The following is an 18621-nucleotide window of genomic DNA, read 5'->3' on the forward strand; positions in this document are numbered from 1 at the left end:
CGCGTTCTATTTCCTGAACAACTTGTAATTTAAAAGACATAGAGTAGTCTTTTTGTGTACGCTTTACATAGCGTATTTCTTGAGGTACTTCCATAATGACACTTTTTGTGTATCGCTATTTCAGGACTAGACATCTGTTAAATATAAAAAAATCATTCATCGAAAGTGGATGATTTTTTTATATTTGTCAAAATCAAATCTTAGAATTAATGAAAAAAAATACAGCCTTACTCCTATTATTATTGATTACTACTTTAACTTTTGCTCAACGAAGGGAAAAAATAAAAGGTTCTAAAATTGTAACTACCTCCGTAAAAGAAGTTGGTGCATTTGATGGCATTGAAGCTGATGACAATTTAGAAGTATACCTAGAACGAGGTGAGAAAAACGAAATTAGAATCGAAGCCGATGACAACCTGCACGAGATCATTGGAATGGATTTAAGAGAAAAAGTGCTTCGCCTGTACACCACCAAAGAGAGTACTATTTTCAAAAAACTGGTTGTTCACGTTATCTATACAAGTTCATTAAAAACGGCAATCGCTAAAAATGAGGCTGTAATTTATGCGATTCAGGAGCTTCAGTTAGATGATATCACTTTCCACAGCTTTGATTACGCCAAATTATTACTAAACGTAAACTCTAAAAAATTCAGTTTGTTTGCAGATGACAAATCTAAAACTGAACTGAACTTAAAATCAGAAGATGCTACTTTACAGCTAAGCAAAAATTCTTCGATTAAAACACTAGTTTCTGCTATAAAATTTAAATGTGATTTATACCAAAAAACAACGGCCGCTATTGAAGGTATTGCCGAAAAAGCAACTATCCGTTTAGACAATAACTCTGTTTTTACAGGAGTTAAATTTACTTTAAAAGAAGCCAATATTACCACCGAAGGTTCTGCCGTTGCTACTATACTAGCTGAAAACACGCTGGCAATTGCAGCCGGAGACAAATCAGAAATCTCTTTATTTGGTAACCCAAAAATAGATCTTACCCATTTTAGCGAGGAAGCCAAACTGATCAAGAAACCAAGTCCGGTAAAAGCTAAAGCAGCTACGCCATTGCAGGGGTAGAGTTTGTGGTTTGGAAAGGTTTCAAGTTTCAGGTTTCAAGTTGGAATGAGGGGAATTGATAAAGCGATAATGAACACCTAACCTACTAATCTCGCAGAAACGCAAAGACGCAAAGTTTTTACTTTTTAAAATATACCGGGCTGACTAACTGGTAAACAAAAAACAAAAAGTCCATTCGCAAAAACGAATGGACTTTTTCTATTTTAAGAGTTCCAACAACTTGAAACTTGAAACTTTCAGACTTGAAACTCTGCTTTGTTCCTTTGCACCTTTGTTCCTTTGTTCCTTTGCATCTAAAACTTAGAACCTAAGAACCTCAGCTCCTTAGAACCTTTACTCCTTAGCAGCAAGATATCTCTCTGCATCCAGAGCAGCCATACATCCGGTACCCGCAGCAGTAATTGCCTGACGGTATACATGATCTGCAGCATCTCCGGCTACGAAAACACCTTCTACATTTGTTTTAGAAGTTCCCGGAACATTTACGATATAACCGGTTTCATCAAGTGTGATGTAATCTGCAAAAATATCTGTATTTGGTTTATGACCAATAGCAACGAAAAATCCGGTTGCCGGAATGTCAAAAATTTCGCCAGTAGTTTTGTTTTTTGCTTTTATAGCATGTACAACGCTATCGTCTCCTAAAACTTCAACAGTATCGTGATTCATTAAAATCTCGATGTTTTCGGTTTTACGAACGCGCTCTTCCATGATTTTTGAAGCTCTGAATTTTTCACTTCTTACCAACATCGTTACTTTTTTACAAAGTTTAGACAAGTAATGTGCTTCCTCACAAGCCGAATCTCCTGCCCCAACAATAACAACTTCCTGATTACGGTAGAAAAACCCGTCACAAACAGCACAAGCCGAAACTCCGCCTCCCATTTGCAAATAATGCTGCTCTGATGGCAAGCCTAAATATTTAGCCGAAGCTCCTGTAGAAATAATAACAGTTTCACAGTGTAACTCGATTGTATCGTTAATCCAAACTTTATGAATATCTCCTGAAAAATCAACTTTAGTAGCCCATCCATCACGAATATCAGAACCAAAACGTTTTGCTTGTTCTTGTAATTGAATCATCATCTCCGGTCCTGTAACACCATCAACATAGCCCGGGAAATTTTCTACTTCATTAGTTGTAGTCAATTGACCTCCTGGTTGCATTCCCTGATATAAAACTGGATTCATATTTGCTCTGGCAGCATAAATAGCAGCAGTGTAACCCGCTGGGCCGGAACCAATAATTAGGCATTTAATTTTTTCGATTGTATCTGACATAATATGATTGTATTATTAATTAATGGTCACAAAAATAAGTTTTTATTGTCGGAAATAAGAATTCATTTAATTAGTTTTAACTATTCTCAAATAGAGAATTTAATACTGTAAAGAATTTAAAAATCTTTTCTCTCTTTCTCTTTATAATTAATCGATAAGATCATTTGAACTTCACTCAGAACAACAGACCAATTTCTGTTTAAAATTCCTGTTATTTCAGCGCTTTTACCCCCTTGAGATCTCCTTTACAACCAAAAGAACCCGCCACTTTTAAAATCTGAATTTGATTTTTAGTTATATTTGACATGACTACTGATCGATTGTTCGAAAACAAAACACTAGATATCAATATGAAAACAAAGGGTTATTTTTTGTACTTCGTATGGTGCATGATCCAGATTGTATCCGGACAGTCCTCACAATCAGACAAAATTCGCTTTTTAGATTTCACTCCTGTCATTGACGGAAAACTGGATCGTAAACTGATACATTTTAAGCAAAAGGAATTTAATCATTTCTTTCCGTTCGACAATCCGGCTGCGAGTCGTGCTAAGATCACTTACCTAATAGCCTATACTCCAACGCATCTCTATTTGTATATTGAGACTCCAGCTGATAGTATTACCTATCGGGACAGAGGATTTATTAATGGTGACGGATTCAAATTACTGCTTGCAAAACCCCAAAAGGACTCCCTCACTGACGAATACTATGATATTGCATTTTCGCCTTCAAAGGACAAAAAATACTGGGCAAGAAAAAGAATCTGGGACTACAACAGAAATCAAAGCCATGGAAAAAAGCTAAGTACCGAAACCCGTTTTGAGGAAATAGTTTATAATGGGAAGTGCGGTTTTGAAGTTTTATTAGCCTGGAAAGATGTCGATCCCTATCATCCCTGGTTTTCAGAGCAGTTGGGATACAACCTCTATTTTGCGAAAGCAATTGCAAACGATGCTGCTACTGGTTATTCGGTTGTTAAAGATGAGGGAATTTGGGATGAGGAAATTCCGAAAAGAAACTTCATTCCACTCGTTTTTGAAAAACCAAAAAGGATCAATAAATCCGTTTTGATTGCTAAGCTCACCAGAAGAAACATCCGTGTTCATGATTCTTTTCCCGTAGATTTGATGGCGCTATCAAAAACAACTGAAATTCGGCCAGTTCAAATCACTATTCGAAACGATTCTTCAAAAATAATTCTGGATACAAAAATCGACTGTAGTCTTAAAAACAAAACACAGCACAAACTTACTTCCCTTAAATACAGTATTTTAAAAGCAGGTCTTTATCATTTTTTTAGCCGCTCAGGCAACGATACCATCGGACAATATGATTTCGTTGTTTTTCCTAAATTTGATTTTGACAGCATCCGTTCGCAAATTGTACAAAATCAATATCGCTTAGAGTACGAAACCGTAAATACCCTATTATTCAAAGCAAATGAGGTTGAGAAGCAGCTGCACCAATTAAAACCTTATGAAACCGGAAAGAAAATATTGGACAAATACTTCCTTTTTGAAACAGAACTACATTCTTTTTTAAAAGAAAATGATCCCTATAAAGGGATTACAAAACCTTACAGAAGAGCTTTTAAATCAAAGTATGATAACAGCTTCCAACCTTATACCATAAAGCTGCCCCAAGACTACTCCCCCACAAAAAAATACCCTCTTCTGGTATTTCTCCATGGCAGTGGGCAGGACGAACAAGGAGTGTTGAATCAGACAAGAAGCGGTGGTAATTTCATTGAAATTGCTCCGTTTGCCAGAGACATGTACAACTGTTACGATTCCGACAGCTCACAAAAAGATATTATGGAAGCCATAGAAGATGTAATGGATCATTTTCCAGTCGACAAAAGTAAAATGGTTATCGCAGGATTTTCTATGGGTGGTTACGGTGCCTTGCGAACCTATTATCAGCACCCTGAGCTTTACAAAGGGGTTGCTGTATTTGCAGGCCATCCGGATTTGGCAAATGAGTGGCTGGGTTCCGGACATCCGAGTTTTTTAGAAGACCAATTTCTTGCTCCTTTTTCAAAAATCCCTGTCTTTGTTTACCATGGAAGAAAAGACGGTGCTCTACCGGTTGCCAAAGCAGAAGAATTAATACGTAAACTTAAATCGAATGGAATTGTTGTAACCGAAAGAATAATGGATGACAAAACCCACGAATACCCTGATGACGAAACAAATAAAATTTATTTTGAGTGGTTGACCAAAATCACTGAAAAATAAACATCCTAATTTAAATAACACCAAAAAAAACATATCCCCGGTACATATTTTAAGATTCTTATCGAATAACAATCATTCAACCAAAACAAAGCCCAAAAAAACAATCCTAAAAAAATTAGACCAAATCTTATTCTATAATAAATCTTATTCTATAATAAGTTTCTCGTTTGATTCCGCTCCATCCTGTCTTACTTTGAGGATATAGACTCCTTTTTGTAAGCTCTCCATATTTACTTCTCTATTTGTAGTTGAAACAAAAAAAACCATTCTCCCCGACATATCAAATATTTTTACATCCTTCATAGCAGTCGATTTAGTTTCTATATATACCTTTCCTTGTTGTACAGGATTGGGATAGACTACAAAACCTTCGATCTTATTACTGATCACTCCCAAACTTTTTTCGGTTGTAATGGTATACGTTTTTGCTGTACCATCCTGAGATGTAACTTCTATCGTAATAACGGTACTGGTTCCAGAGACCAAATCTATTTTTTGTGAAGGATTCCCACTAGTCACTGCTACCCCATTTACTTTTATCGTCGCATTGGTATCACCGCTGATCGGAGTAACTGTTATACTACTGACTCCGACAGGTACTCTTGCATAGTAATCAATAACTTCTGGTTGAAAAAATGCGGTCAAGGATCCGGCACTCAACGTTAAATAATTCAAACTAGCTGGATTATTTGGCGTAGTAACTGTTGCGGGATTACCTATGCTTGTAGTAGTCAAATAAGAAGGATAATATTGACTTCCATTAAATTCCATTACCATTACCTGATAAGTTACTCCAGGACGTAAACCACTGATATTTAACTCACTTACATCATTATGAGAAATAATATACCAACCTGTTGTACCTATCTGATCTCCCCAACCAAAATCAGGATCAGCCTGATAATAACCTTCGATCAGTTCAGGAACAGGATGAGGGTCAGGAACAGTATAATCATTTGTATTTGCCCTCATCAATACAGTTCTTCCTTCTCCGTTACCGTTTGCCCAGTTTAAAGTTGTTGTATTTCTTGTTGTATTGGTAAAAGTAAGGTCTTTAGTCTGGATTGTCGGCAATGGTAAGAGTCGGTAAATATTTATCTTATATATTTTTACAGCACCATCCTGAGCTGTAACTTCTATTGTAATAAGATTAGAATTGGCAGAAAGCGTACCCACTTGAAGATTGCCAATCGCTTGTGAAGGATTCCCGTTAGTCACTACTACCCCATTTACTTTTACCGTCGCATTAGCATCAGTGGTGACTGGCGTTACCGTTATGCCACTAACGCTATTGGGTACTCTGGCAATATAATCTGTAGTTCCGGGAGACAAAACGGTAACCAATGCCCCCGCACTCAGACTCAAATTACTCAAAGTAGCCACATTGCTCAGCGTAGTAACTGTTGCAGGATTACCTGCGCTTGTAGTAGTCAAATAAGAAGGATAATGTGGTAAAACGTTAAACTCCAACACGATTGCCTGATACGTCTTTCCCGGGCTCAAACCGGTTATTACTACCTTATTATTTTGATTAGTTTTAAGAATAGTATACCAGCCTATTGTACCTATCTGATCGCCAACACCAAAGACTGTATCATCTTTAAGATAAATATTATCCGGCACGGGAGCGGAACCTACACCTTCACGCATAAATACAATTCTCCCCTCTCCATTCCCATTGGTCCAGTTCAATGTCGTTCCGGTTGATGTGGTATTGGTAAAAGTAAGATTGGAAGCTTGTATAGTAGGCACTGTCTGAGCATCCACCATTTGAAAAATTGATAAAAAAGCGATCACATAAACCAAAAAAGGCTTTTTCGAAAACAAGAAAGTAAAAGTACTATTCATATCAAATTATTTTTTTTTAAGTTTTTAAATTACAACTCCAAACTTCGTCAAGGTTATTTTTGAAACTTTTGATAGTACTGCAACCTTATTCATCAAAGTATAAATCATTCTATCCCGAAGCAAAGTAACGTGTAAAAAAACAAGACACATGCGCAATTCAATAAATGGCGCAATAGATGTAATAACTGGAGTATTCATGTAATAACTGGATGATTTACTCAAATAAATGAGAAATAAAAAAATAGAGTACCAGCTATTTTGGACTGTTTATTTGTAAAAAAGGAGCCAACGGAGATGTGAGGCAAGTTGACTTTACTCCACCAGACAATTATCGTCAATAATGAATTTACATTATCTGCTTTTTTTTGTGAGGTTATTTCCAGAAGTCCCCTTCGTCGAAAAATAAATAGGATGGTATGTACCTTTTATTAAAGACTTCATCTTTTTTTAACCGGAGGAGGTTTTAAAAGCTAATATGACTTAATCAAGGATCAATACAAAATATTGAAGGCTGATAAGAGTTATTCCATCTATTAACGATTTCAGCTCTTCATTTAAGAGATCATTTTATTACCGCTGATTTCACAATTAGTGTTCTCTTTCTGTATAAATATTTGAAATGTTTAAAAAAGGCTGAAAGCCCAAAAGCATAAAAATAGTGCAACGCACTATAAAGTAAGATAATGAATCATATTGCCCAGAAGAGGCATAAGCAGTTATAAATAAAGCATAAGATCCTGATTAAAAGCTGCTAACTTTCGGAAATATCATAAAATTAAGACATGTGCTTTTTGGGTTATGCTTTCGCCCTTACAGGGCTTAAAGAAGTGTTCACCATTATTCATAGCACTTCGTACCATGTTACTGCTAAGGCTCTTTCAGAGCAACAGATTCCAAATACTTATCTCTTATGGGGTAAGCTGTAAATTATTATTTTTACAATTAAGAAATTTTAGGAAAATGTAGATCTTTAAAAGATTGCAAAAGGCTACCACTTTCATTCCTAAAAAATCTACGGTAAAGAGAATACTATTTTTATCACTCCACAACTCTCCAATCCGATCCTTAATCAATGCTTCTGCAGGCTTCTTCATAAAGCAAAAAAAAAAGTCTTTTCAAAAAATGAAAAGACTTTTGTCGGGGTGGCAGGATTCGAACCTGCGGCCTCCTGCTCCCAAAGCAGGCGCGATAACCGGGCTACGCTACACCCCGTAAGCGGGTGCAAAGATAGAACTATTTTTTACTTATCCAAAACAATTTCAAAAATTAAAAGCATTTTTTATTTTCCAAACAAAACCAAGGCTTCAAAAGACAAATACTTTTCATTAAATTAATACGAAAAAAGCCAAAAAGCCCGCATCGTATCAAAATGTTATTATATTTACAATATCATAATATTAAACTCATTTCCAAATGGAAGGTTTTCTTTTAGCCCTGTTATTTTGCTTTTTGTTCTATATCCTTAATACCATAAAAGGTCGTTTTGATCATCTTGAAGATGATATTCAAAAACTCAGTAAAAAAATTGATTTATTAAAAACAGCAGAAAAAACAACCGAAAATATTTCGGTTGCTCCAATTCCTGTTGTTAAAAAAGAAGATTTCAGAACAATACCGGAACAATCGAATCAAAATATTCCTGAACCTGTTAAGCCCGAAGTTGTCGAGGAAAAAATTTCTATTGTAACATCAACGGAAGAAATTAAGACTTCGGAACCTGAAAAGCCCCTTTCTCCGACAGCATTACAACCTGCTTCAGCACCTGAAAAAATAACTCCGCAACAGATTGCTCCTGCAGTACCTGAAAAATCATTTTGGGAGAATTTCAAAGAAAAAAATCCGGATCTGGAAAAATTTATCGGAGAGAACTTAATTAACAAAATTGGAATCTTGATTCTGGTTTTAGGAATAAGCTATTTTGTAAAATATGCGATCGACAAAGACTGGATTAATGAACCCGCACGTGTTGGAATTGGTATTTTATGCGGAGCATTAGTTATGGGAATTGCGCATAAATTGCGTAAAAACTATGCTGCATTCAGCTCTGTTATTGTTGCAGGTGCCATTGCCATCTTTTATTTCACCATCGGAATTGCTTTTCACGATTATCACCTGTTCAATCAAACGGTTGCTTTTAGCATCATGGTAATCATTACCGCTTTTAGCGCCTTAATTTCTTTATCGTACGACAGAATCGAATTAGCAGTACTTTCTCTTATTGGAGGATTTGCAGTTCCTTTTATGGTGAGTACCGGCACAGGAAACTACATTGTTCTTTTTACCTATATTGCGATTTTAAACATCGGAATTTTAGCTATTGCCTCTTATAAAAAATGGAATCTGGTTAATATTCTCTCTTATATCTTTACGGTTCTCTTATTCGCAGCTTGGTTATCGAAGGATTTAAATTCTGACAAGCCGCATTACGCGGGAGGTTTCCTATTTGGATTCCTCTTCTACTTTATCTTCATTTTAATGAACATAATTAACAATATCAGATCAAAAGGAGAGTTTTCAAAAACCCAGCTTACTATTCTGGCGAGCAACACGTTTCTGTTCTATGCAGCCGGAATGACCATTTTAACCTCTTATCATGCTGAATTAAAAGGTTTGTTCACCACGGCTTTAGCGCTCTTAAATTTAATTTATGCCTGGTTCTTATACAAGAAATTCGAACTCGACAAGAAAGCTGCTTATCTGCTTATCGGACTAACCCTGACTTTTGTAACATTAGCCATTCCTATTCAGTTTGAAGGAAATTATATCACACTATTTTGGGCTACCGAAGCCGTTTTATTATTGTGGCTGGCACAAAAATCAAAAATAACGAGCTATCGATTTGGCGCTGTAATTGTTCACATCTTAATGATTTTTAGTCTGATCATGGATTGGAATCATTACTACAATAGCGATCTTCCTTTAAGTATTGTCATAAATCCAATTTTTATAACCGGTGTTTTTGCTGTAGCTTCTTTGTCTGCAATTTGGTATTTGTTAAAAAATGAAACCGAAGATTCACCCCTCTTCAATATCACTTTCAATCCGAAAACGTACAAGAAATTCCTCGCTGGCGCGGCTGTTGGAATAGGTTATTTTACTGGTTTATTTGAAGTCATTTATCAATCTAATCATTATATCGAAAACCTTTACAGTTCGATTGCACTCCCAATTTTATATCACTTACTGTTCTCTGCATTATATACCTCATTTCGAATCGGGAGAAAAACGGCAACAGGATATCAGGGCGCCTTGTTAATAGCCCTGTCAAATATAGTTTTATTCACATTCTGGTTTTCCAATTATCCGTTTTTAGAACACCGAGATATTATTACTTCGGGTGTTGGAACATCCATTGCTTTTTATCTTCATTATATTTCGCTGCTTATCACCATTTATTTTGGTTACCAATTGTTTCAGATTTATAAAAAAGTAAATTTCACTTTTCTTCAGAGCCCGTATCTCATCTGGGGCGCCGCTTTTTTTATCTTGTATATTACCAGCTTAGAAGTGATGCTGCATGGTCTTATTATAATGAACTCCCCCGTAACTCCTCATGACTTACAAACAAGTATCTATACAGAATACAAATCTAATTTGCCTTATCTGCGTGAATTAATGGCTGGAGACTCTATTCATGTGGCCAGTATTAAAATAATCAAAACCGGCTTTCCTATTCTTTGGGGAATCCTGGCCTTTCTATTTTTAATCATCGGAATCAAAAAACAACAAAAATCTTTACGAATTATCGCTTTATCTTTGCTTGGATTAACCATTTTAAAATTATTCCTATACGATATTAGCAACATTTCCGAAACCGGAAAAATTATATCCTTTATCCTCCTGGGAATATTAATTTTAATTATCTCCTTTGTATATCAAAAAATCAAAGTCTTAGTTATTGACGAAAACAAGCTAAAAGACAACAATGAAACTAAATAAATTTATCTTACTCCTATTTTTTGCAAACCTTTCTTTTGGGCAATATCAAGCTACCGGAAAAATAAAACCCGTTTCAGAGAAAGGTTTTCATGAAATTGTTTTGTCTCCCGAAATAAGATCTTATTCCAAACAAGATCTTAGTGACATAAGATTATTTGACTCAAAAGGAAATGAGGTTCCGTATTTCATCCAGACTCCTAAAAACAATACGATAAGCACTTTTGAAGAGTACACAATTACCTCAAAAACAGCTACTCCAAAAAAGCAAACCTCAGTTATTATTGCAATTCCGTCTGATAAAAACCACAATCAGATCTCACTTTTTATTGTAAATTCTGATGCCGAAAAAAGATATACGGTTTCCGGAAGTGACGATCAAAAAAAATGGTTCGGAATCTCCAATGCTCAAATTTTAGATGAACTAAGCAGTACGTCAGAAACCAGCGTTATTAAAACTATTACATATCCATTAAACACCTACCGTTACTTAAAAATTGATTTTGACGATCAAAAAACGCTCCCCGTTAACATCTTAAAAGCCGGTAATTTCACCAACCAGATTCACCAAAGATCTTTAGAGGAAATCACTTCCGGCAAATCAACTGTAACAGAAAATCATTCGAAGAAAGAAACACAAATTCACGTACTTTTTGATGCCCCGCAAATCATCAACCAAATTTCATTTGAAATTACAAAACCTACTTATTACAACCGTAAAGTTGTTTTATACAAAAAAGGAAAAAGACAGTTAAAAAGAAAATCAATAGAAACAGAAGAAGAAATCGCGACATTCGAATTAAATTCAAATGTAAAAAACACTTTTGCGATCTCAGAAATATTCGAAAAAGAGCTTTTTATAAAAATAGAAAACAACGACAATCCCCCACTATCAATTTTAAAAGTAAAATTTAGTCAAAACCCGGTTTCGATGGTTGCCGAACTTAACTTAAACGAAAATTATATTCTTAAAACCGGAAACAAATCCATGACTGCTCCGGAATATGATTTGTCTGCTTTTAAAAACAATATTGCCTCAAATTTACCACAAACCTTTGTTTACGATATTCAGCAAAAAGCGACAGTAAAAAATCAAACACAAACCAAATCTTTCTGGCAACAATCCTGGTTTATGTGGCTGTGCATTTTGTCAGGAGGTGCAACCATTTTATTTTTCACAACAAGCCTTGTAAAAGATTTGAAAAAGAAAAATGGGCAGTAAACTTTTCTCGATTTTTAATTCTATTTTTCTGACTAAAGTAGAATTCTGTTCTTTTTCAACTAAAAGAAAGCAAAAAATAGAGCGAAATTTCGTTCCTGATTTTTCATTATCCTCAAAATAAATTCCAGAAAACACGCACCATACAACGATTAGCCGAAGTTTCTTAAATGTTAACAAAATAGATTTTCAGAAACCATAAATAATTGTATTTTTACGGTTCAAAATTCAGAAAATAAATGGGCAAAATCATTGCGATTGCTAATCAAAAAGGAGGCGTTGGAAAGACTACTACATCTGTAAATCTTGCAGCCTCATTAGGTGTTTTAGAAAAGAAAGTATTATTGATCGATGCCGATCCACAAGCCAATGCTACATCTGGCCTTGGGATTGATGTAGAGTCAGTTGAAGCCGGAACTTATCAAATCCTGGAACACAGTATAACACCAAAAGAAGCCGTTTTAAAATGTACAGCTCCAAATGTTGATGTGATACCTGCACACATTGACCTTGTTGCCATCGAAATCGAATTGGTTGATAAAGAAAACAGAGAGTACATGCTTAAAAAAGCATTGGAAAGTGTAAGAGACGAATATGATTATATCATTATTGACTGCGCACCTTCTCTTGGTTTATTAACCCTGAATGCTTTAACAGCGGCTGACTCAGTAGTTATCCCAATTCAATGTGAATATTTTGCACTTGAGGGATTAGGGAAATTATTGAACACAATAAAAAGTATTCAAAAAATACACAACCCGGATCTTGACATCGAAGGATTGTTACTAACCATGTACGATTCGAGATTACGTTTGTCTAACCAGGTTGTAGAAGAGGTTCAAAAACACTTTAACGATATGGTTTTTGACACCGTTATTCAGCGAAATGTGAAATTAAGCGAAGCACCAAGTTTTGGAGAAAGCATCATTAATTATGACGCAACCAGCAAAGGAGCAGTTAATTACATCAATTTAGCTCAGGAGATTATAAAGAAAAACAGCAAATAGTTTTTATGACAAAAGCAATTAAAAAACAAGCCTTAGGAAGAGGATTATCAGCGTTATTAAAAGATCCGGAAAACGACATTACATCAGTAGAGGACAAAAATGCTGACAAGGTTGTTGGAAATATCATTGAGCTTGAAATAAGTGCTATCGAAATAAATCCGTTTCAGCCCAGAAGCAATTTTAACGAAGAGTCGTTACGTGAATTAGCCACTTCTATTAGAGAACTTGGTGTAATTCAACCTATTACTGTTCGCAAATTAGATTTCAACAAATACCAGCTAATTTCTGGAGAGCGTCGTTTACGTGCTTCGACTTTAGTAGGACTAACACATGTGCCTGCTTATATTCGTATTGCCAATGACAACGAATCATTGGTTATGGCTTTGGTTGAAAACATTCAGCGTCATGACTTAGATCCAATTGAGATCGCACTTTCATACCAGCGTTTGATTGACGAAATTCAACTGACACAGGAGCAAATGAGCGAGCGTGTTGGAAAAAAGCGTTCTACTATTGCCAATTATTTACGTCTTTTAAAACTGGATCCGATCATTCAAACCGGTATCCGTGATGGTTTTATCAGCATGGGACACGGTAGAGCCATCATTAATATTGAAGACTTAGATATTCAAACAGATATCTACCAAAAAATAGTAAGTCAGAACTTGTCCGTTCGTGAAACCGAAACTTTAGTAAAAAATTATCACGAAAGCTTAAAGCCAAGACCGGAAGGAAAACCTAAAGCTGACTCTTCTTTTGTAGTTAGAGAAACACAGAAAAACACCTTCAACGATTATTTTGGTTCGAAAGTTGATATAAAAGTTGCCGGTAACGGTAAAGGAAAAATCTCCATTCCTTTTGACTCGGAAGCCGACTTTAACAGAATAATAAAATTAATAAACGGATAGTGAATAAAATTGTCCCCATAAGTCTATTGTTCTTTCTCATAGGAACCGTTTCTCTTTTTGCTCAGGTAAAAAAAGACACGGTTTTGGTCGTTAAAGACACTAGCAAATTGCAGGAAATCGATCCGCTTACGCCTGCAAAAGCAGCATTCTACTCGGCGATTTTACCTGGTTTAGGTCAGGCTTACAATAAAAAATACTGGAAAATTCCTTTAGTTTACGGAGCGATCGGTACGAGTTTATACTTTTATCTTGACAATAACAAAAAATACAACAATTATCGTGACGCCTACAAACGAAGACTAGAAGGTTATAACGATGATAACTATAAATTTCTGGACGACAGCAGACTTATTGCCGGTCAGAAATTCTATCAGCGAAACAGAGATTTATCTTTACTCTTTGTAGTTGGTTTTTATGCCCTGAACATTATTGATGCCAATGTCGACGCTGCATTGATTCAGTTTAACGTAAACGAAAGATTATCATTACGTCCGGAAATTTATCCTGACACTGTAACTTTCAAACCAAACGTTGGACTAACTTTTAATTACCACTTTTAAATAGCTCCGGTTATTTGAATTTAAAAAAATACACGAAATGAAAATTGCGCTTTTAGGATACGGAAAAATGGGTAAAGTAATCGAGCGAATTGCTTTAGAAAGAGGTCATGAAATTGTTTTAAAGAAAGACGAATTCAGTACTTATGACGGACTTTCAACAGCCGATGTTGCTATCGATTTCAGCGTCCCAACTGCTGCCGTTGACAATATTTCAAATTGCTTTCATTCTAATGTTCCCGTAGTTTCAGGAACAACAGGCTGGCTAGAACATTATGATGAAATGATAACACTTTGCAACGAAAAGAAAGGTGGTTTTATCTCAAGTTCTAACTTCAGTTTAGGCGTTAATATTTTCTTTGAACTGAATGAATATCTGGCCAAAATTATGGCTCAGTTTGATTCGTATAAAGTTACAATGGAAGAAATTCATCATACTCATAAACTAGATGCACCAAGCGGTACTGCAATTTCTTTAGCCAAAGGCGTGATCGAAAACAGCAATTATACCAATTGGACTTTAGACGAGGCTAAAGACAACGAAATCTACATTGAAGCCAAAAGAATTGGAGAAGTTCCGGGAACTCATACCGTAGCTTACGATTCAGCTGTAGACAGTATCGAATTGAAACATACCGCACACAATCGTGAAGGTTTTGCCCTTGGAGCCGTGATTGCTGCAGAATGGCTTGCCGGAAAAACGGGTATCTATTCTATGAAAGACGTATTAAATTTAAAATAAACAGTTATAAAGGTTGAGGTAATTTTCAAATTAGACCCCTGCCCTGAAACTTTAAACAAAATATTATGACACTATATTATTGGTTTGTATTTTTCTTAGCCGTTCAGATTATTCACTTTTTGGGAACCTGGAAACTGTATCAGGCTGCCGGAAGAAAAAGTTGGGAAGCTGCAATTCCGGTTTACAATTCAATCGTTTTAATGAAAATAATCAGTCGCCCGACCTGGTGGACTTTATTACTTTTCATTCCAATTATCAACCTGATTATGTTTCCTGTTGTTTGGGTAGAAACATTAAGAACGTTTGGTAAAAAAACAACTTTAGATACTCTTTTAGGAATCTTCACTTTAGGTTTCTATATCTATTATATAAACTACACTCAAAAATTAGTACACAACGCTGACAGAAAATTGACCTCAGAAAATAAAGCAAGCGATACGTTAAGTTCTTTACTTTTTGCAGTTATTGTGGCAACGCTTGTACATACTTATTTAGTGCAGCCTTACACAATTCCTACCTCGTCTTTAGAAAAATCATTATTAATTGGTGACTTTTTATTTGTTAGTAAAGTAAATTACGGCCCACGAGTACCTATGACTACCGTTGCATTACCGATGGTTCATGACTCTATACCTTTTGTAAAACAAAAATCTTATTTGAAATGGCCACAATTGCCTTATTTCAGATTACCTGCCTTAGAAAAAATAAAACGATCTGATATAGTGGTTTTTAACTGGCCTGTCGATACGGTTCATTATTTCTACGAACCAAAAGGAAGACCAGGAGTTATCAAACCTATTGATAAAAAATCAAATTACGTAAAAAGATGCGTAGGTATCCCGGGAGACAGTTTATCTATTAAAGACGGATTTGTTTTCATTAACGGAAAAAAATTAGTTTTACCGGAAAGAGCAAAACCACAATACTCTTATTCAGTAGCCATAGATCCAAAAATACCTATCGATTTTGAATCTCTGGTAAGAGAACTTGATATTACAGACGGAGCAGGATTTAAAAGCGAAAAAAGAGATACTCTTTATTTCAGAGCTTTAACCGAAGCCAGTGCAGAGCGCCTTAAAAACACTCCGGGAATTACGGCTGTAAAAAGAGAAATTGACAGAGGAAATGACAATGCTATTTTCCCTCATATCAACAAATGGAATCAGGATAATTTTGGTCCGATTTACATTCCGGAAGCAGGAAAAACAGTTGCGTTAACCAATGAGTCACTTCCTTTTTACAAGGACATCATTACCACCTATGAAGGAAACACTTTGCAGTTGGACGGCTCTAAATTCTTAATCAACGGTAAACCTGCCACTACTTATACCTTCAAACAAAATTACTATTGGATGATGGGAGACAACCGTCACAACTCTGAAGATAGTCGTTATTGGGGTTATGTTCCTGAAAACCATATCGTAGGAAAACCGGTTTTCATCTGGATGAGCTGGGATACTAACGGTAAAGGAATTAACAAAATTCGTTGGAGTAGAGTTTTCACAACTGTTGATGGTGAAGGACAACCTCAATCATACTTTAAGTATTTCTTATTTATTCTTGCAGCTTACTTTGTTGGAGAATATTTCTGGAGAAAAAGAAAAGAAAACAAAGCATAAAATAAAAAAAGTTATTTTTGTCTCAGGTTTCAAGTTTCAGGTGCATTCAAAACCTGAAACTTGAAACCTGAAACTTTTAAAGCAATTAAAGATGAACTCTCTCTTACTTCCTACTTATTTTCCATCGATAAGCCACTTTGCAGTTATGGCTCAATCTGAAAATATTACTTTTGAAATGGAAGATAATTTTCAGAAACAAACCAACAGAAACCGTACGTACATTTATAGTCCAAACGGGATTCAGTTACTAAACATACCGGTTAAACATTCAAAATCTGCGCATCAGAAAACGAAAGATGTTTTAATAGAGAATGAATTTGACTGGCAAAAACAACATTTCAAATCACTGGAAGCAGCTTACAGAAGCTCTCCTTTTTTTGAGTTTTTTGAAGATGATATTCGTCCTGTTTTTGAAAAGCAGCACACTTTTTTAATGGATCTAAATCTGGAAGTACTAGACATCACTACTAAATGTCTACGAATGAAATTAGAGTTTAGCAAAACGACAGAGTATTTTCATGAAATAGAGAACATCTCCGATTTCAGAGTTTTGGCTAACGGAAAAAAAGATGTTAATACATTTGAAAAATACACTCAGGTTTTTGACGACAAGCATGGTTTTATCAATAATCTAAGTGTTTTGGATTTACTTTTTAATGAAGGTAAATTTGCTGTGGATTATTTAAAAACACAGAAACTACTGGTTTAAGATTTAGGTTTAACCACAAAGAACGCAAAGATATTCGCAAAGTTCGCAGAGCTTTATTTATGATAGCTTTGCGAACTTTGCGTTTGTATAAGATCTTATCATTAAAAATCCTTGCGTTCTTTGTGGTTAAACCAACAAGAAATTCTGATCAGGCATTTTCTTTTTAATTTAGTTCCGCTTTATCGTCAGACGTTTTTAGATCCAGCCATCTTGACAATGTTTCCATAATTCGTTTTCGATCGTTCTCCGGAAAATCTTTCACCCTCGTAGTATGACTACCAGTCGGAAGAACCATTTTTAAAGCATCTAATTTCGAATCAGGTGTTGGGGCACACGAATACCAGGTATCATAACCGCCGTAGATATACAAAATTCTATTTCCTTTATTTTCTACATATTTACGCACTTCTTTGATGTATTTCGGATTGTATTTTATTGCGACTCCTTTGGGTGCAAACCGATCATTAGAAGTACTTTTTACTACCTGTAATAAATCAGCAACCGGAGAAAAATCAAAACCATAATAACCTAATTCTTTCAAATGCTGATAATAAGACGGCAGGTAATGAAAGTACATTTTATCATTGTATGTTCTAACACCTGAAACCTCATCCAGATAATCAAACAGTTCTTTTGGAGTAGCGGTCACTGCCAGAATAGCCTCACATTTTCCTCCCCATTGCCAAAAAGAAAAAGGAAATTCTAAAACCGCATATTCCAATGCTTCTGCCAAAGGCACTTCAGTAAAAGTCATTTTCTTTGCTTCCGCATATTGTTTAAACTCTTTTAAAACAGCCTCCCTATTTTCTAAAACAGCTCTTTGAAATGCCGTAATTTTAGCTCTGCATTCTGCTGTTCCTACCGTTTTTGTATGTTCTACCGTTCGGGGATCTTCCGTCGTATTAATTAACGGTGCCACATAAGGCATAGCCACATCAACGTCATTTGGGTATTTTGACTTATAAATCAAGGCTGTTTCTCCTCCTTTACTTATTCCGGTTGAAATCCATTTTCCTGTGTAGATTTGTTTCAATTTTACTACAAGATCATGATAATCAGCAATCGCCTGATCATTTGTCAAGTATTCCCACGGAAGTGGTTCCGGTCTTGACTTTCCGTAAAAGCGATATTCAACTGCAATCTGATTTGCGTTTAATAACTTACTTACCTCACTTTTAATATTGTTTGTATTGTAACCATGAGTTTCAATCACCATAGGACTATTAAAATTGAAATGCGATAAATAAACGTAATGTTTAAATGTTCCTTTTTGAGGATTTTTATGGTCTAATGGCTCGTCTAAAATGAGCTGATACGATTCTGAGTAACCTTCTAAATTTTCTATAACCGTAATTTCGGCTTTTGGAAACAAGGCCGTGAGTTTCTGATGTAAATCGGATGTACCTTGTGCTGAAGCAAAATGCGAACTCAGTACAACACACAATAGCAATAATAAACGCTGTATACTTTTCATTT

13 protein-coding genes and 1 tRNA gene are annotated in these 18621 nt (G+C 35.5%); 10 read left to right on the forward strand and 4 right to left on the reverse strand.

Going from position 1 to position 18621, the window contains the following annotated elements:
* Positions 1–209: 209 nt before the first annotated feature.
* The gene (locus FLA105534_RS01905; RefSeq protein ID WP_173964360.1) at positions 210–1079 is read left to right on the forward strand and encodes a GIN domain-containing protein; all 870 of its coding nucleotides are present in this window, start codon (positions 210–212) and stop codon (positions 1077–1079) included.
* 333 nt (positions 1080–1412) lie between these two features.
* Here FLA105534_RS01905 and trxB read toward each other — a convergent pair whose 3' ends face one another.
* Complete coding sequence (gene trxB / locus FLA105534_RS01910) at positions 1413–2360, reverse strand: thioredoxin-disulfide reductase (protein ID WP_173964361.1); 948 nt, start codon at positions 2358–2360, stop codon at positions 1413–1415.
* 350 nt (positions 2361–2710) lie between these two features.
* Between trxB and FLA105534_RS01915 the strand changes: the two genes are divergently transcribed.
* The gene (locus tag FLA105534_RS01915; protein WP_173964362.1) at positions 2711–4600 is read left to right on the forward strand and encodes a carboxylesterase family protein; all 1890 of its coding nucleotides are present in this window, start codon (positions 2711–2713) and stop codon (positions 4598–4600) included.
* Positions 4601–4744: 144 nt separating this feature from the next.
* Here FLA105534_RS01915 and FLA105534_RS01920 read toward each other — a convergent pair whose 3' ends face one another.
* On the reverse strand, positions 4745–6448 hold the full coding sequence (locus tag FLA105534_RS01920) for a cadherin-like beta sandwich domain-containing protein (protein ID WP_173964363.1): 1704 nt from the start codon (positions 6446–6448) through the stop codon (positions 4745–4747).
* A gap of 1137 nt (positions 6449–7585) precedes the next feature.
* Positions 7586–7660 (reverse strand) — tRNA-Pro (locus FLA105534_RS01925).
* 201 nt (positions 7661–7861) lie between these two features.
* Between FLA105534_RS01925 and FLA105534_RS01930 the strand changes: the two genes are divergently transcribed.
* The 8 genes from FLA105534_RS01930 (at position 7862) to FLA105534_RS01965 (ending at position 17145) form a co-directional block, all read left to right on the forward strand.
* Entirely contained in the window at positions 7862–10387 is a 2526-nt protein-coding gene (locus FLA105534_RS01930; RefSeq protein ID WP_173964364.1) for a DUF2339 domain-containing protein, read from the forward strand.
* On the forward strand, positions 10374–11606 hold the full coding sequence (locus tag FLA105534_RS01935) for a hypothetical protein (protein ID WP_173964365.1): 1233 nt from the start codon (positions 10374–10376) through the stop codon (positions 11604–11606). Before FLA105534_RS01930 ends, FLA105534_RS01935 begins: the two co-directional genes overlap by 14 nt.
* Positions 11607–11842: 236 nt before the next feature.
* Positions 11843–12610, forward strand: a complete 768-nt coding sequence (locus FLA105534_RS01940; RefSeq protein ID WP_173964366.1) for a ParA family protein — start codon at positions 11843–11845, stop codon at positions 12608–12610.
* A gap of 5 nt (positions 12611–12615) precedes the next feature.
* Positions 12616–13518, forward strand: coding sequence for a ParB/RepB/Spo0J family partition protein (locus tag FLA105534_RS01945; protein ID WP_173964367.1), 903 nt, complete (start codon positions 12616–12618; stop codon positions 13516–13518).
* A complete protein-coding gene (locus FLA105534_RS01950) occupies positions 13518–14078 on the forward strand; it encodes a DUF5683 domain-containing protein (RefSeq protein ID WP_173964368.1) in 561 nt (186 codons plus the stop codon). The genes FLA105534_RS01945 and FLA105534_RS01950 overlap by 1 nt, the downstream gene beginning before the upstream one ends.
* A gap of 37 nt (positions 14079–14115) precedes the next feature.
* Positions 14116–14817 carry a 4-hydroxy-tetrahydrodipicolinate reductase gene (gene dapB, locus FLA105534_RS01955; RefSeq protein ID WP_173964369.1) on the forward strand — a complete coding sequence of 234 codons (702 nt, stop codon included), beginning with the start codon at positions 14116–14118 and terminating at the stop codon, positions 14815–14817.
* 65 nt (positions 14818–14882) lie between these two features.
* Positions 14883–16436, forward strand: coding sequence for a signal peptidase I (gene lepB / locus FLA105534_RS01960; protein WP_173964370.1), 1554 nt, complete (start codon positions 14883–14885; stop codon positions 16434–16436).
* 91 nt (positions 16437–16527) lie between these two features.
* Entirely contained in the window at positions 16528–17145 is a 618-nt protein-coding gene (locus FLA105534_RS01965; RefSeq protein WP_173964371.1) for a WbqC family protein, read from the forward strand.
* A 163-nt stretch (positions 17146–17308) separates the two neighbouring features.
* Here the strand turns inward: FLA105534_RS01965 and FLA105534_RS01970 are convergent, their stop codons facing one another.
* Positions 17309–18619: a S28 family serine protease gene (locus FLA105534_RS01970; RefSeq protein ID WP_173964372.1), complete on the reverse strand. Its 1311-nt coding sequence runs from the start codon at positions 18617–18619 to the stop codon at positions 17309–17311.
* Positions 18620–18621 lie beyond the last annotated feature (2 nt).

Origin of the sequence: Flavobacterium collinsii, from assembly GCF_902804485.1 — a bacterium.
GTDB classification, from domain to species: domain Bacteria; phylum Bacteroidota; class Bacteroidia; order Flavobacteriales; family Flavobacteriaceae; genus Flavobacterium; species Flavobacterium collinsii.